The organism is Levilactobacillus brevis, from assembly GCA_021383565.1.
Lineage (GTDB): Bacteria > Bacillota > Bacilli > Lactobacillales > Lactobacillaceae > Levilactobacillus > Levilactobacillus brevis_B.
In genome coordinates, this window is sequence record CP079699.1 from 1,144,866 (window position 1) to 1,170,510 (window position 25,645).

At 51.2% G+C, this 25,645-nt stretch carries 17 protein-coding genes, 1 pseudogene and 1 CRISPR repeat array; of the genes and pseudogenes, 4 read left to right on the forward strand and 14 right to left on the reverse strand.

Going from position 1 to position 25,645, the window contains the following annotated elements; genetic code table 11:
• Positions 1-69 precede the first annotated feature (69 nt).
• The 7 genes from KB236_05410 to KB236_05440 all read right to left on the reverse strand — a co-directional run bounded on the left by KB236_05410 (position 70) and on the right by KB236_05440 (position 6,513).
• Positions 70-306, reverse strand: coding sequence for a YkuJ family protein (locus tag KB236_05410; protein UIF30145.1), 237 nt, complete (start codon positions 304-306; stop codon positions 70-72).
• Between the two features lie 86 nt (positions 307-392).
• Positions 393-1,418, reverse strand: coding sequence for a flippase-like domain-containing protein (locus KB236_05415; protein ID UIF30146.1), 1,026 nt, complete (start codon positions 1,416-1,418; stop codon positions 393-395).
• A 5-nt stretch (positions 1,419-1,423) separates the two neighbouring features.
• Positions 1,424-2,446 carry a glycosyltransferase family 4 protein gene (locus tag KB236_05420; protein UIF30147.1) on the reverse strand — a complete coding sequence of 341 codons (1,023 nt, stop codon included), beginning with the start codon at positions 2,444-2,446 and terminating at the stop codon, positions 1,424-1,426.
• 12 nt (positions 2,447-2,458) lie between these two features.
• Positions 2,459-3,637 (reverse strand): glycosyltransferase family 4 protein, encoded by a 1,179-nt coding sequence (locus KB236_05425; GenBank protein ID UIF30148.1) that lies wholly within the window; start codon positions 3,635-3,637, stop codon positions 2,459-2,461.
• Between the two features lie 478 nt (positions 3,638-4,115).
• The gene (ptsP, locus tag KB236_05430; protein UIF30149.1) at positions 4,116-5,846 is read right to left on the reverse strand and encodes a phosphoenolpyruvate--protein phosphotransferase; all 1,731 of its coding nucleotides are present in this window, start codon (positions 5,844-5,846) and stop codon (positions 4,116-4,118) included.
• Positions 5,846-6,112 (reverse strand): phosphocarrier protein HPr, encoded by a 267-nt coding sequence (locus KB236_05435; protein ID UIF30150.1) that lies wholly within the window; start codon positions 6,110-6,112, stop codon positions 5,846-5,848. Before KB236_05435 ends, ptsP begins: the two co-directional genes overlap by 1 nt.
• Positions 6,113-6,279: 167 nt before the next feature.
• Positions 6,280-6,513 carry a hypothetical protein gene (locus KB236_05440; protein UIF30375.1) on the reverse strand — a complete coding sequence of 78 codons (234 nt, stop codon included), beginning with the start codon at positions 6,511-6,513 and terminating at the stop codon, positions 6,280-6,282.
• Positions 6,514-6,802: 289 nt separating this feature from the next.
• On the opposite strand from KB236_05440, the gene KB236_05445 reads away from it, so the two are divergent.
• Together KB236_05445 and KB236_05450 are read left to right on the forward strand one after the other, a co-directional pair.
• Positions 6,803-9,040 carry an ATP-dependent Clp protease ATP-binding subunit gene (locus KB236_05445; protein ID UIF30151.1) on the forward strand — a complete coding sequence of 746 codons (2,238 nt, stop codon included), beginning with the start codon at positions 6,803-6,805 and terminating at the stop codon, positions 9,038-9,040.
• 292 nt (positions 9,041-9,332) lie between these two features.
• Complete coding sequence (locus KB236_05450) at positions 9,333-10,433, forward strand: MucBP domain-containing protein (GenBank protein ID UIF30152.1); 1,101 nt, start codon at positions 9,333-9,335, stop codon at positions 10,431-10,433.
• Positions 10,434-10,678: 245 nt separating this feature from the next.
• Here KB236_05450 and asnS read toward each other — a convergent pair whose 3' ends face one another.
• Entirely contained in the window at positions 10,679-12,070 is a 1,392-nt protein-coding gene (gene asnS, locus KB236_05455; protein ID UIF30153.1) for an asparagine--tRNA ligase, read from the reverse strand.
• Between the two features lie 409 nt (positions 12,071-12,479).
• Positions 12,480-15,089, reverse strand: a complete 2,610-nt coding sequence (locus KB236_05460) for a cation-translocating P-type ATPase (protein UIF30154.1) — start codon at positions 15,087-15,089, stop codon at positions 12,480-12,482.
• Positions 15,090-15,676: 587 nt separating this feature from the next.
• Between KB236_05460 and KB236_05465 the strand changes: the two genes are divergently transcribed.
• On the forward strand, positions 15,677-16,144 hold the full coding sequence (locus tag KB236_05465) for a matrixin family metalloprotease (GenBank protein ID UIF30297.1): 468 nt from the start codon (positions 15,677-15,679) through the stop codon (positions 16,142-16,144).
• Between the two features lie 282 nt (positions 16,145-16,426).
• On the opposite strand, the gene KB236_05470 is transcribed toward KB236_05465, so the two are convergent.
• Positions 16,427-17,860, reverse strand: a complete 1,434-nt coding sequence (locus tag KB236_05470) for a C69 family dipeptidase (protein UIF30155.1) — start codon at positions 17,858-17,860, stop codon at positions 16,427-16,429.
• Positions 17,861-18,091: 231 nt separating this feature from the next.
• On the opposite strand from KB236_05470, the gene KB236_05475 reads away from it, so the two are divergent.
• Positions 18,092-19,450, forward strand: coding sequence for an FAD-dependent oxidoreductase (locus tag KB236_05475; protein UIF30156.1), 1,359 nt, complete (start codon positions 18,092-18,094; stop codon positions 19,448-19,450).
• A gap of 282 nt (positions 19,451-19,732) precedes the next feature.
• Here KB236_05475 and KB236_05480 read toward each other — a convergent pair.
• The 4 genes and pseudogenes from KB236_05480 to cas1 all read right to left on the reverse strand — a co-directional run bounded on the left by KB236_05480 (position 19,733) and on the right by cas1 (position 25,546).
• Positions 19,733-21,852, reverse strand: a pseudogene (locus KB236_05480) (hypothetical protein).
• 321 nt (positions 21,853-22,173) lie between these two features.
• A CRISPR array of direct repeats spans positions 22,174-23,661; the repeat unit is 36 nt; unit sequence GTTCTTGACCTTACTGATTTGCAGTACTTCTAAAGC.
• Positions 23,662-23,695: 34 nt separating this feature from the next.
• Positions 23,696-24,361 (reverse strand): type II-A CRISPR-associated protein Csn2, encoded by a 666-nt coding sequence (gene csn2, locus KB236_05485; GenBank protein ID UIF30157.1) that lies wholly within the window; start codon positions 24,359-24,361, stop codon positions 23,696-23,698.
• Entirely contained in the window at positions 24,358-24,663 is a 306-nt protein-coding gene (cas2, locus tag KB236_05490) for a CRISPR-associated endonuclease Cas2 (GenBank protein ID UIF30158.1), read from the reverse strand. The genes csn2 and cas2 overlap by 4 nt, the downstream gene beginning before the upstream one ends.
• Positions 24,641-25,546 carry a type II CRISPR-associated endonuclease Cas1 gene (gene cas1, locus KB236_05495; protein ID UIF30298.1) on the reverse strand — a complete coding sequence of 302 codons (906 nt, stop codon included), beginning with the start codon at positions 25,544-25,546 and terminating at the stop codon, positions 24,641-24,643. The genes cas2 and cas1 overlap by 23 nt, the downstream gene beginning before the upstream one ends.
• Positions 25,547-25,645 lie beyond the last annotated feature (99 nt).

A 25,645-nucleotide genomic window follows, 5' to 3' on the forward strand; every position in this document is an offset into this window, starting at 1 on the left:
AACCTTTGGAAAAAATTCAATCTTTCATCATTATAAAAAAACAAAACTATGGCCACCCATAGTTTTGTCTTAGTTATCCGTCAATAAATCAAACAGTTCGATAGCAACTAAATCGATGTTATCAAATTCAAAAGTCGTTTCCGGATTGTGTTCAGTTAACGTGTACGTGTGAGTGGCTTGGTTAAAGACAACCGTTGCCTGCTCAACGCCTTCTTTTTCGAAACGACGGGGTTGTGGCTCGTCGGTGGCATCCTCTTGCATCGCCTTTAAGCGATTGATGATACCGATCAATTGAGATTCTTCCATGGTTGGTCCCCTTTCTAGCTTTCCCTTATGATTTTACCAAACTTAGCACGAGATGACACGCCCTAATGCAGAAAAACTCACGGATTTCACAAATCCGACTCTTCTGTCACCTTATCTGGACGAATCACCATGGCAACCAAGCCCGCCAGCATCCCAAAGTAGTAGGTCAACAAGCGCCATAGAATCATTGCTAAGACCAATTTACTATTTGACGTGATGTAGCTTCGGAAAATCATTTCAAAACTATACTCGGCCCCACCAGAGCCTCCTGGAATAGGAAACAGAGAAATCACCATGACAATCAGAATATGGAAACTCGTCACCATAACGATATTGGCCGTGGTGTACCCCAGTGACAGCATAATGAAGTAAGGGATCAAGTAGTAAAAGGCCAATTGAAAGAAAGTAATCACAAAGACGCGGAGCATGAGCTTGCCCTTGCCGCTGATGCGGACACTCTCCGCGTAAAAGGAATCAATCTTACTATTCAGGCTATCTTCGATTCGGTGAAATCGTTCGGCCTTCATGAACCAGTGGAAGGGATACAGGAGCACTCCGACCATCTTCTTGGTAAACGAATACCAAAACATAATCATCAAGAGTCCCACAATAACGGCCAGATGAATGGTGAAACCAAAGATCACCAGCCAGGAGAGTGCGTGGAGCTTGTCTTGAATCTGTTGAAACCCAATAATCAGTGCAATGATAAAGTTAATCACGATCATTGACTGATAGACCACGAACTTCATCAGTAAGACCGAACTCGCTTTCCCAGCATCCACTCCGGTCTGCATCAGGGCAAATAGTTGTGCGGGCTGACCACCGGAAGAAAACGGGGTAATCCCGTTAAACAACTGCTCCACCAGTGGAATTCGCACGGCATCCTTAAAAGTAAAGCCCTCGATTCGATCGGAAATAAAAACCTTCACGATCCAGGACTCCAAGCCTAAATACAGAATCATGCATAAAATGGCGACCCCAAACCACCAGAAGTTAATATGCACAAAGTCATTGACCAAAACAGAAAACTTAATGTCCCGGAGTGAATACGCAAAAATCGCAAATCCCAAGAGGAACATCAAAGCCAGTACCCATTTATTTCGTCGTGACATTCAACTTACCCCTCTTTTGCTTGTTGCGTATAGAACTTCCGCCAAATCTCAGTGAGGTGTTCCTCGGAGTAACGATCGGCGGCCGCGAGACTCTGCTGACGCCAGTGCGCCAACGCCGCCGGATCATGCGGTAGGCTGTGAAGCTGCGCGTTCATCTCGTCATAGTCCTGTGCGGGTTGGTAGTCCCCGGCAATGATGGCCTGGTAAAGATCCAAGTCCCGCAGCAGCACCGGCGTCCCCGTACTAAAGGCTTCTAGCACAGACATCGGAAAGAGTTCATTGAAGGACGGCAGCAAGAAGAGGTCCGCCAGATTGTAGTAGTCCACAAGTTGTTCCCGGGGCACAATCCCCGGAAAGCTCAGATTAGCCGGTGGATCGTCCACGACCTTCTTCAAGGCCGCGTACCCATCCGTCATCCGGCCAAACGAAAAGCCACCCGCCCAGACAAACTGAATCTGCGGATTGTTTCGCGCCAGTTTGATGAAGTCAAATAACCCCTTGCGCTCCTGAATTTGGCCAATCCCCAGCACGGTAAACTTCTGTGGATCATAGCCATAGTGTTGCCGTAGCGCCAACTTACGGTCCTGGTCGACCGGATAGAACTCCTTACGACTCACAAAGTTAGGAATATACGTCACCCGTTCGGCCGGGATTCCGTAGGCCACTAACTTGGGAATAAAGGTCGGATTGACCACCACAATGTGGTCCATCCGTTTGTAAAAGGCAATCACGTATTTATAAAAGATTGACCGGAAAGGCTGGGGAATCTTCAAACTCCCTTCCAACGTTTCCGGCAAAAAATGAACGTAACCAATCTTCCGGCCTCGTCCGGGTAAGAAGGTCGACAGGTAATACGTCGGGTTAATCGTGTGGTAGTGGGTCACATCGACGCGACCATACCGATTAACCGTCACCTGAAACTCATCCTTCAGCCGGGTAGCCAGTAGATTCATTAGTTCATTGTAAGCACTCCCCACGCCCTGTCCCTTAACGGAATCAGCCTTGGAGAACATGTTAATTTTTAGCATTCAATTGCTCCTCTAATCACTAAAGTCTGGGGTATCCTCGTGCGTGGCTTCGTAGCTGGCCTGCGCGTCTTGATAGAACGAAATGACCCGCTGACCAAACGTATCCGCAGAAATCTCGGCTAATTTGCGCGCCAAAAGGTCTGGATCTTGCTCCTCATCCCCGTGCTTGAGGTAGTCAATCACGTTGGCGACCATCTCGTCTTCGGTCTTAAACGTTACACCGAGCGTCCGCTTAGACAATAATTCATCCGTATACGGACTGGTCATCACCACGATCTTCGTCCCCGCGGCCATCGCTTCAATATAGGTCAGTCCCTGCGACTCTGAATCGGATGACGATAGAAAGACGTTGGCCATGTGGTAGTAACGAAAGACATCGTTATTATTCACCTGACCCGTAAACGTCACGTGATCCGTGAGCTGAGCGTCTTTGACCTGTTGCTCCAGATCCGCTTTAGCCGGTCCATCTCCCACGATCAGTAGCTGTGCGTCGGGCACGGCCGCTAAAATCTTAGGCATCGCGGCAATACTTTCCTTGATATTCTTCTCGTAAGCCAACCGGCTCAGTGACAGAATTACCGGCGTATCCGGCTGATAACCCAGATCACGCCGCAGATTAGCCGTATCCGGTTGTTCATACTGGTGGAGATTAACCCCGGTGGGAATCACCCGAATCGGCGCCTTGACGCCATAATCCGTTAAGGTCGTCAGTACGCGATCACTCGGTGCCACGACCCCCGTAAGGTGATAACAGAAGGCCAACGTCCCCTGTTTAACGTGGACGGGCTTCAGAATCTTCCCGTTAGCCACGTAGTGTAAGTAATCCTCATACATCGTGTGGTAGGTGTGCAGACACGGAATCTCAAGGTTCCGCGCCACAAACTTTCCAATCCACCCCATCGAAAACTCGGTCTGCGTGTGGACGATATCTAGATTCAATTCCTTTGCAATCTGATAAGCTTGAAACAATCCCCGTACCGCAATCCGCCGCTCCGTAAAGGACACGAACGGAATACTTGAAAAGCGGAACACATTGCGTTCGTACACGTTACGCTCGACGTTTGGATCGGTCGTCGTAAAGATGTAGACTTGGTGTCCCTGCTTTTCCAATTGATCCCGCAGCGTCTTAATCGACGTTGCGACCCCACTCACTTGAGGGAAATAGGTATCCGTAAATAAGCCAATGTTCATCGCCAATCCCCCTTGCGTCTGTGTTTGGCTAAAAGTTTTGGAGCTTCGCTTTGTACAATCATCACAATTATATGGGTTTGGCTAGGCGATTGCAAACGTCAGCCGTCATCGCAAGAAAATCTCATCATTTAACCGACTAAACCGATACACGATTGCCGAGCGACTGGCCTTAACCGTCGGAACGGTTGGCAAACAAAAGGCCCTGCAACATCATCGTGATTTGCAGGGCTTCTTCGTTGTTTTAAATTAATAGTTGCGTGCTAACCGCCTTCGTAACCACAGGCGGTCCCCACAGCGTCGGAATCTCTGGCAGCCGCAGGTGGCATTGATGACTAATTTAATGGCGGTAGACCTTGTCAGCTTGAGCGTGCGCGCGACCTTTCAACCGTTGCCCACTGATCAGGCTTAAAACCAACAATCTTGTCATCATTAACCAGCCCTGATTCCCCGATCAGCCGTGTTGCGCAACCACCGTGATTTATTTCAAGACGTCTGGAACCGCCGCTTGGACCATCGTCACGACTTCCTGGCTGGTGCTGGCGGAATTCACCGTTGTTTCGGCCAATGACGCCAACTCGTGGGCGTCCAACTGACTGATCAGCTGGCGCGTCTTGAGGATTGACCCGGGCGCCATGGAGAATTCGTCCAGGCCCATCCCCAGCAGTAACGGCAACGCAATTGGGTCACCCGCCATTTCACCACACATCGCAACTGGGATTCCCGCCGCGTGTCCCGCCGAGATGACGTGATCGAGCAGTCGTAAAATCGCCGGATGATAGGGTTGGTACAGATAAGCCACGTTTTGATTGGTTCGATCAGCGGCCAGCGTGTAGCCAATAAGGTCGTTGGTCCCAATGCTCATGAAGTCCACTTCATTGGCGAACCGGTCAGCCAATAACGCCGCGGCCGGCACCTCGACCATCATCCCCACGGCAATCTTCCCCATCGGAACGCGCTTGGCGGTTAACTTCGACCGCTCATCATCATAAATGGCCTTGGCCTGCCGCAACTCATCCAGCGTGGCAATCATCGGAAACATAATCTTCAAGTGCCCGAAGGCGGAGGCCCGAATCAAAGCCCGTAACTGACTGCGAAAGACCTGTTGGTGGGCTAGGCTCTGCCGGATGGCTCGCGCACCCATGAAGGGATTCGCTTCATTTTGTGACGGGCGATACGGTAGCGGCTTGTCTCCGCCGACGTCCAACGTCCGAATCACCACCGGCCGCGGACTTAACTGCTCGAGTACCTGTCGGTAAATGGCAAACTGCTCGTCTTCGGTCGGCAGGTGTTGCGCGTCCAAATAGAGAAATTCCGTTCGGAACAACCCGACACCCTCGGCCCCGCTGGCCAACACCCGAGGGAGATCCGTGGCCGTGCCCATATTGGCGGCCAGCGTCACGCCGACGCCATCCTTAGAGACCGTCTCGTAGTGCGTCAACTTCTCCAATCGCCGTTGGTTCTTCACGCGCTGCGCCATTGTGCGCCGGGCCACTGCAATCTCATCGGCCGTGGGCCCGACCGTCACGTTGCCCTGCGTCCCATTAACGATGATCAGCTCACCGTTCGTTAACTCGTGAGTCGCCGCCTGGGTTCCCACCACGGCGGGAATATTCAGCGACCGCGCCAAGATTGACGAATGAGACGTTCGACCACCGGCGTCGGTGACGAAGCCCAACACTTGTTTGGGATTCACCGCGACCGCCTCACTGGCAATCAGGTCATGGGTCACCACAATCACCGGTGCTTGCACCAAGGCCAGGTCTGGGAGTGTCACCCCCAGCAGATGAGCCGTCAGCCGTTTCGCCACGGCCTGCCAATTCGTCAGACGTTCCTGTAAATAGGGATTGTCCGCCAATTCGGCGAGTTCATCCTTGACCGTCGTCGACACCAGACTCACCGCAAATTCGGCATTGATGTGCTGCTCACGAATCCGTTGTTCAATGTTTCCTATCAGGTCTTGGTCCCTTAACATCGCCATTTGCGCAATAAAAACCTGGGCACGGTCAGCACCCAGGTTTTTATTTACACGAGTTTTTATCGTCTCAATTTCCGAGACGGTTGCTTCAAGGGCCTGATGGAAACGATTTAATTCGTAATCAAGATCAGTGATTGCCTGCTGGGAAACGTGGAGGTCTGGTTCGTCTAGCCGGTAGACCCGGCCGCAAGCCACCCCATCACTGGCAGCAATCCCCTTGAGCATCGCCTTCATTAGTCAGATAAGCCCTCTTTAGTCATCGTTTCAGCAATGGCAGTCATTGCATCAGCTTCGTCGTCACCATCAGTCGTGATCGTGATGTCGGCGTTTTGGCCAACACCCAGGGACATAACCCCCATGATAGACTTCAAGTTAACGGACTTGTCTTGGTATTGCAAGCTAACTTCAGAATTGAACTTACTTGCTGATTGTACCAATAAAGTTGCTGGACGTGCATGGATACCAGTTTCTGCTGTAACATGAAATTCGCGTTTTTCCATAATTGATCGATCTCCTTTAAGCTTAGGTTGACTACTTACCGAACATGACCCGCCTTGACCTGCGCATTGGTCAAACAACCATTCAACGTGTCACGCCTACCTATTAAGAATATCAATCTAAGCGGTAAATTACAAGTTATACATGAACCGCTTTCATCAAAAAATCATTATTCACCGCTATTTCCGGCGTCGTGATCGTAGTGATAGATGAGTTTGCCGCCCTTTTCCGCCTGGCCGACAACCCGTTTGCGCGTTTCAAATGCCATGAAAGCTTTTTGAAAGGCGGGGAAGTCTTCCGGGGTCACTTCGAACTGTTCAATTTTTTTATCCTTTAATTGGTTCATTAACTCTGTAAAGTCACGATCCACTGTCATCACCCTCCTTCCTTGTTGTGTCGACAATGTTGATGTTCTCCCCTATCTTACGGGCAAAAGTGACGTTGGTCAAAACTTTTTCCAAACTTTTTGCAATTTTCGAATAGTCATTTTAGCATTCTAGGGGCGAGAGTGCTAAAATGTAGTCGTTCGCTGGAAATCCCCCGCTACACCGCGAGTTTTCCGTGCAGACAAAATACTTGCACGGTCAGCTGAACGCGGTATAATGTGGTCAATGGTCAAGAAAGGTCAAAGCTTTTCGCAGACCGCGTGGGAATTTCCCACGAGAACTCCAGGCAAGAAAGGAGACGACAAGATGCTATGTCAAAATTGCCACCGCAATGAAGCAACGATTCACCTTTACATGAGTGTAAATGGGCAGCGGCAACAAGTTGACCTATGCCAAAATTGTTACCAGCTGCTAAAGCAACAGCAATCAAACGATTCTGGAAATGGAGGTGGCCGTATGGCACAAGATCCATTCGGCTTTAATAACCTGGATGATATTTTCCGGGCTATGCAAGGCGGCGACAACAACCAAGCTAATTTCCGACAGACTTCCGGTCAGGGTCGACCAACCCAACCTTCTGGCAATCAGGGGGGCTCAGGCAACGGCTTACTCAGCCAATATGGCTTGAACCTCACGCAGTTGGCCAAGGATGGTAAAGTTGACCCCGTCATCGGTCGGGATAAGGAAACGGCGCAAGTCATTGAAATCCTTAACCGGCGGACCAAGAACAACCCCGTGTTAATCGGGGAAGCCGGTGTTGGGAAGACGGCGGTTGTTGAGGGCCTTGCGGAACGGATTGTCGAAGGCAACGTTCCTCAAAAGCTCGCCAACAAGCAGATTATTCGTCTAGACGTTGTCTCACTGGTCCAAGGTACCGGAATTCGGGGCCAGTTCGAGCAACGGATGCAACAGTTAATGAAAGAGGTTCAGTCTAACCCCGACATCATCCTCTTTATCGATGAAATCCATGAAATCATGGGTGCCGGGAATGCCGAAGGCGGCATGGATGCTGGCAACGTTTTGAAGCCAGCCCTCGCCCGTGGTGATTTTCAACTGATCGGTGCCACCACGTTGAGTGAGTACCGGGACATTGAAAAGGACCAGGCCTTAGCTCGGCGGTTCCAACCCGTTACGGTTGACGAACCGAGTGCTGATGAGGCCATTAAGATTTTAAAGGGTATCCAGAAGAAATACGAGGATTACCACCACGTTCACTACGACGACGATGCGATTGAAGCCGCCGTTCGCCTATCCGATCGGTACATCCAAGACCGGTTCTTACCCGACAAGGCCATTGACCTGTTGGATGAGGCTGGTTCACGGAAGAACCTGACGATTAACGTAGCTGATCCAAAGGCCATCGACGAGAAGATTAAGTCCGCCGAAGACCAGAAGCAAGCCGCCTTGAAGCAGGAAGACTACGAAAAGGCTGCTTACTACCGTGACCAAGTCACCAAGTTGGAGAAGTCTAAAGAGAATGCCAAGGATGCTGACCAAAACGCTTCCGCTGAAGTCACGGTCAAGGACATGCAAGACATTGTCGAAGAAAAGACAAATATTCCAGTCGGTGAATTACAAGCCAAGGAACAGCACCAACTCAAGAGTTTAGGGACTGATTTGGAAAAGCACGTTATTGGCCAAAATGAGGCGGTCGATAAGGTTGCCAGAGCCATCCGGCGTAACCGGATTGGCTTGAATGGCACGGGCCGGCCAATCGGATCCTTCCTCTTCGTCGGGCCTACCGGTGTTGGGAAGACCGAATTAGCCAAGCAACTGGCTAACGAAATGTTTGGCTCAACGGATGCTATGGTGCGGTTCGACATGTCTGAGTACATGGAGCCACATTCCATTTCTAAGTTGATCGGGTCACCACCTGGCTATGTCGGCTATGAAGAAGCTGGCCAACTGACTGAGCAAGTTCGGCGTCATCCATACACCTTGATTCTGTTGGATGAAATCGAAAAGGCCCACCCCGACGTCATGAATATGTTCTTACAGATTCTTGACGACGGGCGGTTGACCGATTCTCAAGGACGGACGGTTTCCTTTAAGGATACGCTGATCATCATGACCAGTAACGCCGGGACCGGCGATGCCGAGGCCAACGTTGGTTTCGGGGCTGCCGCTGAAGGCACGACTCACTCCGTTTTGGGCAACTTGACCAACTACTTCAAGCCAGAATTCCTTAACCGGTTCGATGACATCATTGAGTTCAACTCATTGAGCAAGGATAATCTGATGCACATCGTCGACTTAATGATCGATGATGTTAACCAGATGTTGGCCGGTCAAGGTCTGCACATCCACGTCACGGAACCCGTTGAAGAACAACTGGTTCAAAAGGGCTACAATCCAACCATGGGGGCTCGGCCGCTACGGCGGGTCATCCAAGAAGAGATTGAAGACCGGATTGCTGACTTCTATCTCGACCACGCAGACGTTAAGAATCTCGTTGCCAAGATTGAAGACGGGAAGATTACGTTGGCTGCTGATAATGAAGCTAACGCCTCAACTACCAGCACAACGGATTCAAGTGAAAAATAAATGATATTTTAAGGGGACTCGGCCATTACGGCTGGGCCCCCTTTTTTCGATTAATTAAAGAAAGTGTTCTGCTTGAAAAATGACAACTTTGAGACGCGGGCTGACAGCTCAAATTAAGGGAAAAACCACCCTTGGCTGGCCCCGATCCTTCCCACCGCATGCCAAACCGGTATGCGCCGCAATGATGGGGACCAATGACTGGTGTGCCGTAAAACTGATAGCGTTCACATGTTGGCGTGACGGGGAAAAATGGTATACTAGATTTTAAAGGAAACTTCTGGAGGTGAATGGCATGGCATTTTTTGACTGGTTACGACGTTTAATTGAACCTAAACCCCGACGCGACACCGTTCCGCAGCCGGTGGCTCCGCGCCGTCGTTCCAGCAAATCGGTCGTTCCCCCTGTTGAACCGGTCACACCCAGTCAACCCGCGGTAACGCCACCAGTTCTGACTGCCCCAACCATCACTTTACAACCACATCCACAGCCAACACCACCGCAACCGATTGCTACCTTGGTGGTTCGACTGGTGGACGAGCACGACCGGCCCCTACAGCCAGCGTTAGTCCTTACGGGGCAGCTGAATACGCCCGTCAACTACCGCTTTCCCGAGATTTCAGGTTACGCGCTCTCGCGGATTCACGGCTTCACGCAGGACTTCATTAGCGAATATGGCTTAACCACGGTCATTTATCGGCGGCTACTAGGCAAGCCCATCATTGGCTACCTGGTCGACTTCGACTCCGGACGATTACTCGACCTGCCGCAGATTCACCGCGGTAAATTGGGCTTAAACTACACGCTGACGCCCCCTGAGATTACCGGTTACCATATTTTTCAGGCGCAGGGGCCACAACGGGGAACATTTACCCAGCACGCTAAGCGCGTCGTCTACTTCTACCGCCGCGACAGCTGGGAAACCGTCCAGCGCGTCCGGCAGTACGTCTTCTTGCAGGCGGACCACGCCGTCTACGATGAGCCGAACGGCAACGACTACGGTTATCAATTCCCAGCCGATTCCCTCTGGCGACTCTTCATGATTATCACGTTAACGGACGGGTCCGTCTGGTACAACCTCGGTGGCAATCAATGGCTATCGGCGCGCGAGACCCGGCGCCGTGAACACCGGCTGGCCCACCCCGCCCTACCGCAGAAGCGGCTCTGGCATCCAGAACCCTTCGAACGGCTGGGAGCGGTGGATTACGTTCCCGGCGAAGCGGTCTCTATCTACATGGAACCGTACGGTGAAACGGCTGGCCAGTTGACTCACGGCGAATCACTGGACATCCGCGGCAAAATTGTTGACGATCAACAATTAACCTGGTATCAGATCGGCCCAGAGGCCTACATCAACGCCCGTTACGCACGGTTAGTCCCAACACAAACAGCTTAATTGCAGACAAAAGTCCTCCGAACAATCATGTCAGATTGTTCGGAGGACTTTTTCAGTGATCACTGGTTTTAAGTCTAGAGACTGCCACCCCACCGTGAGTAAATTTTAGACTCACTCACGATTACTTCAGCCACGACAACCCACGGGCAACGCTAAATTCGTCGCTACGTGGTCTAACCGCATCAGCTTAGCCGGAGACGAACGGTAAGGCGATCATCCGCCACCAGTAATACGCAGAAGCCAATTTAGAATTCGGCGTTACCCGGTGTCCGTGGGTAAGGGATCACGTCGCGGATGTTTTCCATCCCCGTCACGTACATCAGTAACCGTTCGAACCCAATCCCATAACCGGAATGCTTGGTTTCCCCGTACTTCCGCAGGTCGAGGTACCATTGGTATTCCTCTTGTGGCAAGTGGTTGTCCTTGATCTTCTTTGCCATTTCAGCCTGACGCTCTTCACGTTGGCTCCCACCAATCAATTCACCGATCCGTGGAACCAGTAAGTCAGCGGCCGCAACGGTCTTGCCGTCGTCGTTATCCCGCATGTAGAAGGCCTTGATCTCGCGTGGGTAGTCGGTCAGGAAGGTTGGCCGCTTGTAGATCTGTTCGCACAGGTAGCGTTCGTGTTCCGCCTGTAAGTCGAGGCCCCAGTAGACCGGCACGTCGAACTTAACCGGTGCTTCCTTCAGCAATTCAATCGCCTTAGTGTAGGTGATTTGGGCAAATTTCTCACTGGTCGTCTGGTGTAGCCGGTTCAACAGGTCATCGTCGACGGCGCCGTTCAGAAATTCTAATTCATCCTTGGCGTGCTTCAATAGGTACTCAACCACGTACTTCAGTAACCCTTCGGACTCGTTGATGACGTCCTGGAGATCGGCAAAGGCCATTTCTGGTTCAATCATCCAGAATTCTGAGGCGTGCCGGGCCGTATGCGAGTTTTCAGCCCGGAAAGTTGGCCCAAACGTGTAGACGTTCCGTAAAGCCAAGGCAAAGGCTTCTACGGGTAGTTGACCACTAACCGTCAAGTTGGTTTCCTTCTTGAAGAAGTCTTGACTGTCATCAACCTTGCCATCATCGGTCTTCGGTAAGTTGTTCATGTCTAGCGTGGTGACCCGGAACATTTCGCCGGCCCCTTCGCTATCACTACTGGTGATGATCGGCGTGTTGACGTAGGTGAAGTCGTGTTCCTGCAGATATTGGTGAATGGCGAAAGCCGTCAGTGACCGAATCCGGAAGACCGCGTAGAACGTGTTCGTCCGGGGCCGTAAGTGGGCCATCGTCCGCAGGTATTCGTACGTGTGCTTCTTCTTTTGCAGGGGGTAATCGTTATCGGAGGCCCCTTCCAAGACCACCTCTTCCGCATGGATTTCGAAAGGTTGCTTGGCGTCTGGCGTGTAAACGACCGTCCCAACCACCTTGATCGTGGAGCTCAACGGCAACTTCGTCATTTCGGCGTAGTTGTCGAGGTCACTCTTCATCACGATCTGCGCGTGCTTTAAGCAAGAGCCATCGTTTAATTCGATGAAGCCCACGCGCTTGGAACCCCGCACCGTCTTGACCCAGCCGTGTAAAACGACTTGTTCGTCTTCGGCAAAGTGCTGATCGCTAAATAAATCTTTGACTAAAATTTCTTTCATCAATATTCTCCTTCTGCGGAACCATAAAAAAAGACCTAACATCCCTAACACTAGGGACGAAAGATCTTTCCGCGGTACCACCCAAATTGTTTTTAACTCAAAACCAACTTTAACTAGCGTACTGACATACGCTCCGGTTGATAACGTGTCGGTCACGGCGCGGCCTACTCTTCGCATTTCAGCCTGCAACGAAAACGGGGTTGTCCCGATTGGCCGGGTCACTAAGCTTGCACTGTCCTTAGTTCGCTGAACACCCAGCGCCAATCTGGCGTTGTCCGCTTTTATTGTTTTTGTGTTTATTCAACTGTTGTCAGCGTATCACAACTTGCGGTGGCATACAACTAGAATTTCCGTTTGGCCCGCTGGGAACCTATTTTCTACTGAAAATTCGGTTAAATCTGGCGAACGATTAATCTTCTAATAGCTGGGTAGACTGGGTTGGCTGCCGGCGCGTCCAGCGCTTCTTGAGCTCCAGGACCGCCGTGGGGATGAAGACCCCGATGACCACCAGGCCCCAAGCACTCAGCGGCAAGGTAACGAGGCCGAAGATTCCTTGAAGACCCGGTACCACGGCGACGAACACCACTAGGCCAATCGTGACCAGTAACGCACGGTTCAAGCGTGGATTGCGTTTCAGGCTCGCCCAACTCAGCGGTTGACGGTCCTTAATCGCGTAAATATCAATCATCGAGCCAATCGCCAGGATTAGGAACGTTACCGTCATCCCAATCGCCGCTTGGTTAGCAGAGAGGACGAAGCGGCCTAGGCCGTACGCCCCCAGTGTCAGAAGGGTAAACGTCACGGCTCGAGTGGCTAACCGCCCACCTAGTCCGCGGGCAAATAAACTCTCGTCGTTGGCCACCGGTGGCTGTTGCATGGCGGCCTTTTCGCCCGGCTCCCGGCTGAGGTAGAAGCCGGGAATCCCATCCGCCAAGACGTTAATCAGCAAGAGTTGTTCCGCCAGTAACGGAGCACCCCAACCCATCAGCACCGCGCCGACCATCAGGAAGATCTGGGCGAAGTTGACCCCCACCAGGAATTCAACGGCCTTCAGGATGTTCTGGTAAACGGTCCGTCCCTCTCTTACGGCCGAGATAATCGTGACAAAATTATCGTCCGTCAAGACCATGTCGGCCGCACTCTTGGAGACTTCCGTACCGGTAATTCCCATGGCAATTCCGACGTCGGCGGCCTTCAAAGCCGGCGCATCGTTCACGCCATCACCGGTCATGGCGACGGTCGCTCCGGTCTGTTGCCACGCCTGCACAATACGAATCTTATCGGTTGGGGAGACCCGCGCGTACACGGCAATGTTCTTGATCTGAGCGGCTAATTCCGCGTCTGTCAACGTCCGGAGTTCATCCCCCGACATCACCAGCTGACCCGGCGCCAGCAGATCAATCTCTTTGGCAATGGCTTCGGCCGTCACCATGTGGTCACCGGTAATCATAATCGGCTTGATTCCCGCGGCCTTAGCCTCACGAATCGCCGTGATGACTTCCGGCCGAGGGGGATCAATCATCCCCACCAAGCCAGCAAAGGTCAGCTGGTGCGTCAGGTCTTTCCAGTCCACGGTCTGACCAGCCGGAACAATCTTGTACCCCACTGCCAGCACCCGTAATGCGTTGCGGCCAAACTCATCGTGCATCCGCTTGGCCTGCGCGAAGTCGGCGGGTTGCCAGGCCACGGGTAGCCGGTCAAAGGCCCCCTTGACGATCACCAGTCGCCGACCATCCGCCAGCTGATGCAGCGTTGCCATGGTCTTCTTCGTGGAATCGAAAGGATCTTCGGCTAACCGGGGGGCGTCCTGTTCTAGGGCCTGTCGACTAGCATCGTGGGTCGTCAACCAACGGACAATCGCCAGTTCCGTGGGATCGCCGACCGTCTCTTCTTCACCGTTGACCGTTTGAATCTCCGCGTTCGTCGCCAACCCCAGGTAACGCATGAGGGCACGACCGGCGTGTGTCATTTCGGTAGCGGGCAGCGCCGCCTTGGACTGTGGCGTCCAGTAACGGGTGATGGTCATCTGGTTTTGCGTCAACGTCCCCGTCTTGTCCGAGGCAATCACGTCGACGCCACCGATCGTTTCCACCGCATTGACCCGCCGCATGATCGCGTTACGCTTGGCCATCCGTTTGACCCCGTGAGCCAGACTAATCGTCACGATGATGGGTAACGTTTCGGGAACGGCCGCCACGGCCAGAGAAATCCCGATCATCAAGCTATCCGCGAGCCCCTGATTCTGCATCCAAATGCTGAGGGCAAAGATGGCCATCCCACCCATGACGGCAAAGGTCGTCAGCCAGCCAGATAGCCGGTTCAAGCGGCCTTGCAGTGGCGTGGCCCGCTTCTTGGTCTTGTTCAGTAGTCCCGCAATTTGGCCCAGTTCCGTTGCCATTCCGGTCGTCACGACCTGCACCACGGCGGTTCCTGCCGTGACGGCCGTACCGGAGAATACCTGCTGGTCATCCTTGACTCCTGCTGGCGTCTGTAGGGCGCGTTTGTCCACCGGAACACTCTCTCCGGTCAGGACGGCTTCATCCACAGCCAAGTTCGTGCTGGACAGGACCACACCATCGGCGGGCACCTGATCGCCGGCCTTCAGTAGAACCAGATCACCGGGCACCACGTCCTTGGCCGCAATCGTCTTGGCAATTGCCTCACGGCGCACTGTGGTGGTCGGTAGACTCATCGACTGCAGCGCCGCCAAGGCCTTCTCCGCGGAAGCTTCTTGGTACATCCCGATGATGACGTTAATCACCAGAATCGACCCAATCACGATGGACTTGGTCCAGCCCCCGCCCTGAAAGAGCGCCATGTAGCTGGCCAGGGCCACGGCAAATAACAGGACTAGGGAGGAAACGTCCGCTAAATGGTGGCCAATTTGCCGCCAAATGCTGGGCCGTTTGGCCGCGACCAGTTCGTTATGGCCGTGTTGTTCTAAACGTTGCTGGGCGTCTCGGGCACTCAGCCCTGATTGCGCCGTTAAAGTTAAGTTGGTCATCTCTTTTCTCTTCATAAGTTGTGCCTCCATTTGAATAAGTATGTTATCGTTTCGATTACTATACTCTTATTAAACCGTAAAAATTTAATCAGACTGCGGGTAAATTGTGAAGAAAAATCGAACATTGTATTTTCTATTAACGGCATGTGCTAATATAACGGTCATTCGGATAGTAGCCTAACCATTTCGAAAGCTAGCTAATCCCTTGATACCACGCGTTTAGGGGATGAAGCGCCCTTAACGATTCAGCCCCAAAATTTGTAAGGCCTACTAGTTGCCATGCCTCATCAGATACCCTAGAATCAACTTAATGACTCCCCTACGTCGACGCCATCGACCACGGGATTTAGAAAGGAAGCGTTGGCGTGAAATTTCTCAGGCGCCTACTCATCGTCACTGTACTCGCTGTGGGCCTCTTCGTCCTCAGCAACTGGCAGACCCTCTCCACGCAGTTCACCTACTATCAATCGGCATTCACCCATCTTCTGACACCCACCACGACTAAGAAGGCCGACAACTACCGCAGTAGCGGCTACATTCTCCGGAACCTCAAGGACGCGACCACCAAGACCGGCGCCGAGGACACGCCCGTCGAGACGGCCATGCAAGGCGTCCTGTTGCAACGAAAATACACGTACAGTTACGCCGCAAACACCGATCCCAAAGTCAAAACACTCTTCAACCGGGCCATTGCCATCTACAATCAGACCGGCATTGTCCACTTGGTTGCCGGGGTCCGGACCAAGACCACCAATCACATTACGCTGGGGGTCTATCATCAGCGCGAAACCGGCGATCGCAACCTGATTGAACTGGGCCGCGGCGGTCCGCAGATTACACAACGTATCGGCTGGCAGGGTATCCTCACCACCAATATGGCCACGGCCAAACTCAATGCCACTTACCCCCAGTCCTACAGCCTCTCCGTGACCGTTCACGAGTTGGGCCACGCATTGGGCCTGGACCACAGTTCGGATAAGACGTCGGTCATGACTCCCATCGATCAGGGCCGCACCCAACTTTCGGCGGCGGACTTGAAGAGCCTGCGGGCGATTTACGAGAAAGGCTAGCTGACGTCCCGAGTCAGCTTACAGCGCGGGACGTGTTTGGAGACTGGCGATTCTTGTCAGGCTTCAAACCGAGCCGGAGGACCGATTCTCAGGCCGCAGGCGGTCCCCCACAGCGCCGGAATCTCTGGCAGCCACAGGTGGTGTTGATGACTCGTTTAATGGCGGTAAATCTTGCCAGCTGGGGGCTGAAGCGTACTCACAAGCTTTCAACCTTCAATTAACTAAAAAAACGGACGTGTCGGCTAGTATTCACTAGCATCGACACGTCCGTTTGCTGATTGCTTATAGATTCTTGTCCATGTTAAATGTCAGGTGAGACAGCGTCAGTCCCTTTTCTATCAAGTCGTTGGTAAACTTGGTCGTGACCTTACGCATGTCCGCCGTGACTTGATGGTTCTGCGTCGTCAAGTACGCCGTCAGCTCATCGCCGCTGAGACCCTGGGCCCCTTTCAGCGCTTGGGCCACGTGGGTCCGCAGACTCTCCTTGGCGGCCGTGACGTAATCCGTATCCTGTTCGATGAAGTCAATATAGTGGGATTCAACAATCATCGACAACTTCCGGTACATCCAGTAAGCACTCACATCATCCAGATGGACGGGCGTGCTGCTGTAGGAATCATCCGTATCCGTCGCGTTGGCAAAGAACGGCACGTACGGGCTAAAGGCCGGGACCCCGAAGCACAACCACATGATGGCTGAGCTTTCCTTGGGAACGTCATTGCGCAATTGCAAGACGTGGGAGTTCTGCGTCCGATTCATGGAGATGGGCCGGAATTTTAACCGGTCAGCATCGTCGCCGGGGCCTAACGGATCGTACTTGGTTTCGTTGTAGTGGGAGCTTAGGATATATTCCACGTCCTCCACACTGATCTTGTGGCTGGTCCGACAGATAAATGGCAGATCGCTAGATTGAGGGTCCTGCTTAATCTCTGGGTTCAGGCAACGTTGACCGAACCAAACCCGTGGCGTGTTGTAGTGCCGGTCTTTCTCCGTGCTGGTACCGAAGATGTGCCGGAAGTTCCAGCCGTCCTGGTCCGGGTTCAAATGGTTAGCGGCAACAAATTCCTGAATGCCTTCGGAGTACATGAAGTTGTCAGGGTCATCGAACGTGACCTGTTGAATTGCCACTTGGTTAGCGGCTACCGCATAGGCGTCGTCCGGAATCCGTTGGGCAACCCAGTGGTGACCCGTCACAATTTCCATGTACCACACTTCATCATTATCGGAGAACAGGACACCATTGCCTTCCGGGGACCCATATTGCTTAATCATCTTCCCCAGATAGCGCACGCCGTCACGTGCCGAGTTAATGTAAGGTAGCACCATCGTCTGCAGCGAGTCTTCAGCTAGACCGTTGGCCACTAGCGGATCAAAAGCTAACGCCTGCGGATTGCCGTAAACACTTTCGGTGGCACTCATCGCCACGTTTTGTGAATTAATGCCACTTTCGGCGTATTCCCCCGTCTTGTCCGTTTCCACGTTGGGTGTCGCCAAATAGCGGTAACCATCACTAGGAATTGGGGCCGTGAAGCCGTTTTGATTGGATACCCAGGTTCGCTTGGGTTGATCGTGCTCGGCTGGGTGCACGTAGAACCGTTGCGGCGTCAAGGCTAAGAAGGTGTCGTCATTTCTGGCGATCATCGTGGAGCCGTCGACCGTTGCCTTTTTCCCGACCAGCACCGTGGTACAGGCGGTTAAGTGTTTTGCTGCTTTCATACGAATAACCACTCCTTATTTAAATTTACCAAGCCTAGTTTACGCCTAATCCCCACGGAAGACTAGCCGAGACAGCAACCACCGCCGAAAAAAATGGTAACACTTTCACAAAAGTGTTGACATTTGGTGTGGATTGTCTAAAATAGAGTTGTAATCAATTGAGTCATATTTTTTTGAAATAGTTTGTGAATAATATTTCAATGGCTAAAACTTGTCTAGGAGGCTACACTTATGAAAGTCACAGTAGTTGGTTGTACGCATGCCGGTACCTTTGCAATTAAGCAGATCTTAGCGGAAAATCCCGATGCCGAAGTCACCGTTTATGAACGGAACGACGTCATTTCCTTTCTGTCCTGCGGGATCGCGCTCTACCTCGGTGGAAAAGTCGCCGACCCCCAAGGCCTGTTCTACTCCAGTCCTAAGGAACTCGCCGAACTGGGCGCCAACGTTCAAATGAACCATGACGTCTTAAACATTGACCCAGAAGCGAAAACGGTTACAGTCGAAGACTTGACCACTCATGAACAAACCACGGATACCTACGACAAGCTCGTGATGACCTCTGGCTCATGGCCAATCGTCCCGAAGATTCCGGGTATCGACAACGCAAAGGTCAAGCTCTGCAAGAACTGGGCCCACGCCCAGACGTTGATTGAAGAAGCCAAGAGTGCCCAGCACATCACGGTCATCGGTGCCGGCTATATTGGTGCCGAATTAGCCGAAGCTTACTCCACCACCGGCCACGAGGTTACCTTGATTGACGCCATGGATCGCGTGATGCCCAAGTACTTTGACCGCGAATTCACTGATGTCATCGAACAAGACTACCGCGATAACCACGTGCAATTAGCTCTAGGCGAAACGGTCGAAAGCTTCGCCGATAGTCACGACGGTCGGTTAACCATCAAGACTGATAAGGGCAGCTACGACACCGATTTGGCTATCCTGTGCATTGGTTTCCGGCCAAACACGGACTTACTTAAGGGGAAGGTAGATATGGCCCAGAATGGCGCCATCATCACCGATGACTACATGCGCTCCTCTAACCCCGACATCTTCGCGGCGGGTGATAGTGCAGCGGTCCACTACAACCCAACGCATCAAAACGCCTACATTCCTTTGGCCACCAACGCGGTGCGACAAGGGATTCTCGTGGGCAAGAACTTAGTCAAGCCTACCGTTAAATACATGGGCACCCAGTCGTCATCCGGTCTCGAACTTTACGGTCGGACGATTGTCTCCACTGGTTTAACGCTGGCCGCCGCGGAACAACAAGGTCTCCGCGCCGAACAGGTCATCGTCAAGGATAACTACCGGCCAGAGTTCATGCCTACCACGGAACCCGTTCTGATGTCTCTGGTCTACGATCCCGATACCCGTCGAATTCTCGGTGGTGCCCTGATGAGCAAGTACGACGTTTCCCAATCCGCCAATACCCTGTCCGTCTGCATCCAAAACGAAAACACGATTGACGACTTGGCAATGGTCGACATGCTCTTCCAGCCTAACTTTGACCGGCCATTCAACTACCTCAACATTGTGGCCCAAGCGGCACAAGCACAGGCAGCTAAGTTGACCCCGGCTGAATAAATCAAATAACTATTTCTCTCAGAGTCATTGCTCACGGTTTAACGTGGCAGTGGCTCTTTTATTTTGATGTCCCAACACTGATGGCCGGGAAAGTTTGCTTTTACTTATCGGGCGTTAACCGTTTAATCGTCATACCAGTGACTGGCCGTTTACATCCTTGTTAACCGTTTAAAAAGGGCCTGAGCACAACCTGCTCAGGCCCTTTTTAGCTATTCTGCTTGATTTATCGTCTGACCACGATCTAGGTAAGCCCGATCGTGGCCACGGTTTAAGCTGCCCTAGTCAGGGAACATTGTTCAACGTCCACGTAATCGCCGCTTCGTATTGTCCTTGAACAGCGTCGCCATTCACTTCTAGCACCAGCCCGGCTTCATCGTCCCAGCCCCCGACCACGTCCGTCACGTCATCGTTGGCACTGGAGGTCCCACTCATCACGGTCATTGGCGTGGTCGTGACTACACTTTTCTGGTCACTATCGTGATAGTAAAGGTCGCCAGCCAACTCGCGCCCATCCGCTGTCGTGAATTTCGTTCCTGCCACTTGCAACGACCACTGTGCACCGGCTTCGCGGGTATCTAAAATCTTCACTTGCCAGTCCTTCGTCCGTTTGATTGTTTGCTTATAACCAGTCAGATCCGCGCTTTCAAAGGAACTGTTGGCCGAAACTTCTTGAAATAACAGCTGCCCCGGCACATTAATCGTGTAGGTTACCGTATTCGACACGTTATGGTAAGGGTCCTCAACATTTAGCTTCAGTGTGTTCGCCCCCGCCTTCAAGTCGGCGGCCTGAACGGTATAGTTGAACCGGCCGCTACTATTGTCGTCGCCAGCTGTCATCGCAAAGTCGGCCTGTGTCTTCCCATTCAGCGTTGGGTGAACCGTCATATCCGTGTTGTGCAGGTTAACCCCTTCCGGAATCACCACCAAGCCCTTGAAGGTCGCGTCTTCACCGGCTTCTAGCTGAACACTACTGCCCGATAGCGAGAAGAGGTTCAATTCCAACGTGGGATTAATGGTAAATGACGGCGTGTCCGCCGTAACCACACCGTTAACTGCGGAGAAACGACTGGTATCCGCCGCAACCGTCGTCGCTGCCTTCAAGTCAGCGGCTGTCCCGGTAAAGGAAATCGTCGCCGTGGCATTCTCAGCGTTCAACGCTTCCGTCAGCGTCACCGCCACCTGATTGTCGGTCATGCCCGCCAGACTCACACTGGCCGTCTTACCGTTTTGGTATCGAATCGTGGCCGTGTTGTCATACGTCAGGTCGGTCGGTAGCTGAATCTTAGCCGCCACGTCCTTCCAGGATTGCTTGCCATCATGGTAGTTCAGCTGATAGTCCAGGCGGAACTTGTGCGTCCCCTTGAGGACGTCACCGTTGCCAACGACCTGCTGCGTCGTCAGGTCGGTCAGCGTCGTTGTCGCCTTGGCGTTGACTAATCCCGGAATCTTTTCCATCACGACTAAGTTATTCTCGTAGCTGTCACCGGTCGCCCCGGTAAAGCCCCACCGGACCTGCCCCGTGTTGTCTGGATCAATTTTTTCCAGATCAATATCGGCCGTCTTGCTGATACCCGTCTGCTCGTGGCCCGTGGCTGGATCCTTGTCGTTAAACGTGTAAGTCATCTGCCGCTTATCGGCATTCCAATCTAGCGTCAGATGGTGCCAAGACCCGTTTGACAGCAACGTGTAGTCGCCGGTGATAGCGCCTTCATGAGTTTGCGTGGCGTAGTAGCCTGATGCCGGAATCGGGAGCAGTTGGGACGCCTTCACCATCTGGTAGGTGCTCACTTCACCCGGGTAGTTGTAGGCCAGGTGCGGCCCTGCCAATTTACCATCAAAGGAATCCGCGTCACCCGCGTTGGAATAACTCGTAGAACTGTTTAAATGCGTATCAAATTCCAACGCCCAACTGCGCTGAATGGCACTCGCAGCCAATTTATCTGCCGTCGATTGTTTCTTGTCGGTATCCACGCCCCACACGCCCAAGGTTTCACCGGAGATGGTCTTGCCATAAGTCGGCGTCGCGGCGAGTTCCCGCGAATCGTTCTGTAAGACCAGCGCCATCCCATCGGCCGCCTTCTTTCCGGTATTTCCGAAATACAGCCACATCGAAGCCGTTTCATTTTTAGTCAGATCAAAAGCGTTGTCCGTCGTGGACCATAACGCACCGAACTGCTTCTTGCCGTTATTCACCTTAGCGGCCTGGGTCCCCGACGTCGACGTGTCCACGACCGCCGCCTGATTGTTCGTCGTAGTCCCGGCGTGAAAATGTTCTCCAGGGAAATTCCCTGGGGTGCCGATTTCAAGGCATTATCGTAATCTGTGTCGGCGTGCGCGGTACCGCCCCCAAACAGGAGGGCCCCCAGACCCGCGACGACGCCTAACCAAGTTCTCCATTTCATCGGTAAACGCTCCTTTCCGCCCCCAAACGGTGTTGGCCCTCAATTGACTAAACAACGTGCTACTTCCTCGCTTAAAGAATACCATGCCTTCATCATTTGCCGGATAATTGGTCAAAATCTCAAGCATTTTCTTCTAAAAATGAGTGTGCCGGGTTAGGTTGGCGGGCGCTGGCAAAATACCGGTGTGGTCGGCTAAGAACTGTCCGAAAAATCGTTATATAAAAAACGTGATCCGAGCGATCACGTTGATGATGTTACTTTTACTGTATGTGGTGGCAGTATTTCTAAAGCATACGACAAACTTCCCGCGTAAATGCAATTGTTCTTAACCTTACTGATTTGCAGTACTTCTAAAGCACAATTCAGATTGGCGAAACTCAATTGGTGGTTCTTGACCTTACTGATTTGCAGTACTTCTAAAGCCTCACGTCAGGCATTTTAGTGTTTGATGTTGTTCTTGACCTTACTGATTTGCAGTACTTCTAAAGCGACAAATTAGCCCAGTCATCATTGGTACCCGTTCTTGACCTTACTGATTTGCAGTACTTCTAAAGCCAGATAGTGTTTGCTATCGCAGTGGTTTAGGTTCTTGACCTTACTGATTTGCAGTACTTCTAAAGCCGTTTCGAAAGATGGCCATCACTGACCACCGTTCTTGACCTTACTGATTTGCAGTACTTCTAAAGCCTGTACTATGCAATCCATATATCTGATCCAGTTCTTGACCTTACTGATTTGCAGTACTTCTAAAGCACCACTTACCGGTGAACACATCGGCAAACGGTTCTTGACCTTACTGATTTGCAGTACTTCTAAAGCCATCCTCCATCATCTTCACCGCATCATCAAGTTCTTGACCTTACTGATTTGCAGTACTTCTAAAGCATCCCTAACGTGTTTAAAACCCAGACCATAGTTCTTGACCTTACTGATTTGCAGTACTTCTAAAGCGCTTTCTCGGCGTCGTCGACAAACTCGCCGGTTCTTGACCTTACTGATTTGCAGTACTTCTAAAGCCTGATGTTGTGTCAGTTGTAAGCAAGTTGTGTTCTTGACCTTACTGATTTGCAGTACTTCTAAAGCGGGTCACGAAGAGGACTCTACAGTACTACGGTTCTTGACCTTACTGATTTGCAGTACTTCTAAAGCACCAGTTTTTGAATTTCCATGGCCCCGATAGTTCTTGACCTTACTGATTTGCAGTACTTCTAAAGCGAATCACACGTGAGGTAGCACCCAATGCCGGTTCTTGACCTTACTGATTTGCAGTACTTCTAAAGCACGTGTAGGTAAAGAATGGGACGGCACGAAGTTCTTGACCTTACTGATTTGCAGTACTTCTAAAGCTAGTCTTTGGGATTGCTGATGCGACGGCGTGTTCTTGACCTTACTGATTTGCAGTACTTCTAAAGCTAACGGATTGCCGCGCTCAATGTATGCCAAGTTCTTGACCTTACTGATTTGCAGTACTTCTAAAGCACGACGGACGAACAGTTCTTGCTAAAATCAGTTCTTGACCTTACTGATTTGCAGTACTTCTAAAGCTCGACCTCTTCAATGCTGCGATGTGCCTCAGTTCTTGACCTTACTGATTTGCAGTACTTCTAAAGCATAAATCTAAGAAGACTAGCTAGTCCTTTGGTTCTTGACCTTACTGATTTGCAGTACTTCTAAAGCATCACGCTGAAATTGAGTTTTTACGAGGAAGTTCTTGACCTTACTGATTTGCAGTACTTCTAAAGCACTGACTTTGATGGGCATGAGGATCTTGCTGTTCTTGACCTTACTGATTTGCAGTACTTCTAAAGCCGTTATTTTCACACCAACATCTCATCATAAATTCTTACCAGAGAACAAAATCGCTATCAATGTAGTGATAGTCGCATTCTTTGAAGTAATCCTTTCGACGGGTAGCTGAAAATTCGATTAGAAGAAAGGGCAAGTCAACATTAGCCATGAACCTCACCAACATTCCCAGCTGGCTGACCTGAAGATAATGGCTAACATTGGTCAAAACAATCATGTGTTGATCATGCAATTCTAAAAGCACTTTAACTAATGTTTCAATTATACCATACGGATTTTCTTGAATGTCAGGTGCCAACTGAATCCCACTAAATTTTACCAATTTCGCAATCTCTGGCATCGTTGGGAGTTCCATTGGTACATCCATGAGATAGCTATCTGCTAACATCTGCGATAGTAGTTCACGCAAGCCATCGGCCAACTTTACTGTTTGGTCATCAGCTAATAATTTGACCAACTTAGTCTGAAGTTTTCGCTGGAATAGCTCGTTCAAATCCAGAGTCAACATCGGATCGCCAAACCACTGTGCCCCCCTTTTAGCCGGCACAGATGCAAAATTATCATCACTTACCTTGACTGTATCTGCTTTTCCTTGAACACCTGCAGTCAACTCACGATAGACTCGCTGTGATCCGGTGTCAATCACCGTGATCTTTCCCGGCTGTACAGAAAATGGCGGAAAACTATAATAGGTCACATTCATATCATAATCGTCCTTTCTGCTGAATTGATAATGTCGTGATTGGGTTCTCCCGCAATAAAGTGCATGGCTTGATATTGTTTCTCCGTCAGCATTACCGACTGCACTAATCCCTTTTCCGGCGTAATAGCGGCAATGCGTTGTTCAACGGCCTTGGCATTCTTAGAATTGGCACAAACACGGACATATACGGAGAACTGCATCATGAAGAATCCCTCAGAGATCAATATCTTTCGAAAACGTCGGTAATTTCGACGATCTTCACTACTTACCATCGGCAAATCAAACATAATCATTAATCGCATAATTTGATACCTCATCGGGAACTTCGACCTCGATTCTAATCTGATCTATTTCTGCATTTAAATACTTTAAACATTGCCCAACGTATTTCTCCACAACATTGCTAAAGAGTTCCTTCTTCCCTTGATAGGTCATTTCCAAATCAAACAACCGAACCAAACCAAACTTCACGTCTGGGGTCAAATCATTGATTTTTTGCTGGGCGACCCAGTAATCAATAATCGGCCGAAAGGGTTCCATCAGATCAGAACCTAGATTAAACCCATTCCCGGCATTTTTATGATGGATGCCAAAACAAGTGAGATAACCCCGTGAGACAATCACGCGATCAACCAATGATAAGAGAATTGAATAGCCATAGTTTAGGGCCGCATTCTCAGGAACTAAGTCTGACCGCGAGAAGTCTTCACCAAACAGCAATGGGAAATATTGCCTAGCAACCACAGCTTCTCGATTGGTGGCATCATCCAACTCCAACTTATCTACTTCATCCCTTAAACTTCGTGTTTCCGCGCCTAGAAGATCAGCCACGGCAATCTGATTAGCCATTTTAGCCGCAACCACTCTGGTCCATAAATTAGCTACGCGATCATGCGGCCAATTGACTTGTGAGGTGACTAATGCCGCAGTTCGCAAGTGAGGATAGCATTCGGCCGTCTCGCAGATCGGTTGGCCATCTCTCCCAGTAAAAATTATTTTTACGTGTTCTTCGGACAAGGCTGCTACCGCGGCGGTCGTGATGACCGCTTGTAACGTCTGAATCAGTAACACATTCACCTGATCTACCGGCACATGTAGTCGATCCGAATCTGTCTGAATCACTAGGTTACCCGTAGTCAACGAGACTTTGGCATGCTGACTAATCATAATTGTTCGCCATCCCATCATTCATCCTCCTTGCGTTATACGTTGCAACATGGTATTCTGATATTGGTCAAGTTGACCTGCTTGACCTCACTGATTTGCAGTACTGCGTTAAAGTCA

Coding starts and splice junctions, on each gene's coding strand:
- KB236_05410 (UIF30145.1), bottom strand. CDS start 306: ATGGAAGAATCTCAATTGATCGGTATCATCAATCGCTTAAAGGCGATG.
- KB236_05415 (UIF30146.1), bottom strand. CDS start 1,418: ATGTCACGACGAAATAAATGGGTACTGGCTTTGATGTTCCTCTTGGGA.
- KB236_05420 (UIF30147.1), bottom strand. CDS start 2,446: ATGCTAAAAATTAACATGTTCTCCAAGGCTGATTCCGTTAAGGGACAG.
- KB236_05425 (UIF30148.1), bottom strand. CDS start 3,637: ATGAACATTGGCTTATTTACGGATACCTATTTCCCTCAAGTGAGTGGG.
- ptsP (UIF30149.1), bottom strand. CDS start 5,846: ATGAAGGCGATGCTCAAGGGGATTGCTGCCAGTGATGGGGTGGCTTGC.
- KB236_05435 (UIF30150.1), bottom strand. CDS start 6,112: ATGGAAAAACGCGAATTTCATGTTACAGCAGAAACTGGTATCCATGCA.
- KB236_05445 (UIF30151.1), top strand. CDS start 6,803: ATGCTATGTCAAAATTGCCACCGCAATGAAGCAACGATTCACCTTTAC.
- KB236_05450 (UIF30152.1), top strand. CDS start 9,333: ATGGCATTTTTTGACTGGTTACGACGTTTAATTGAACCTAAACCCCGA.
- asnS (UIF30153.1), bottom strand. CDS start 12,070: ATGAAAGAAATTTTAGTCAAAGATTTATTTAGCGATCAGCACTTTGCC.
- KB236_05460 (UIF30154.1), bottom strand. CDS start 15,089: ATGAAGAGAAAAGAGATGACCAACTTAACTTTAACGGCGCAATCAGGG.
- KB236_05465 (UIF30297.1), top strand. CDS start 15,677: ATGCAAGGCGTCCTGTTGCAACGAAAATACACGTACAGTTACGCCGCA.
- KB236_05470 (UIF30155.1), bottom strand. CDS start 17,860: ATGAAAGCAGCAAAACACTTAACCGCCTGTACCACGGTGCTGGTCGGG.
- KB236_05475 (UIF30156.1), top strand. CDS start 18,092: ATGAAAGTCACAGTAGTTGGTTGTACGCATGCCGGTACCTTTGCAATT.
- csn2 (UIF30157.1), bottom strand. CDS start 24,361: ATGAATGTGACCTATTATAGTTTTCCGCCATTTTCTGTACAGCCGGGA.
- cas2 (UIF30158.1), bottom strand. CDS start 24,663: ATGCGATTAATGATTATGTTTGATTTGCCGATGGTAAGTAGTGAAGAT.
- cas1 (UIF30298.1), bottom strand. CDS start 25,546: ATGGGATGGCGAACAATTATGATTAGTCAGCATGCCAAAGTCTCGTTG.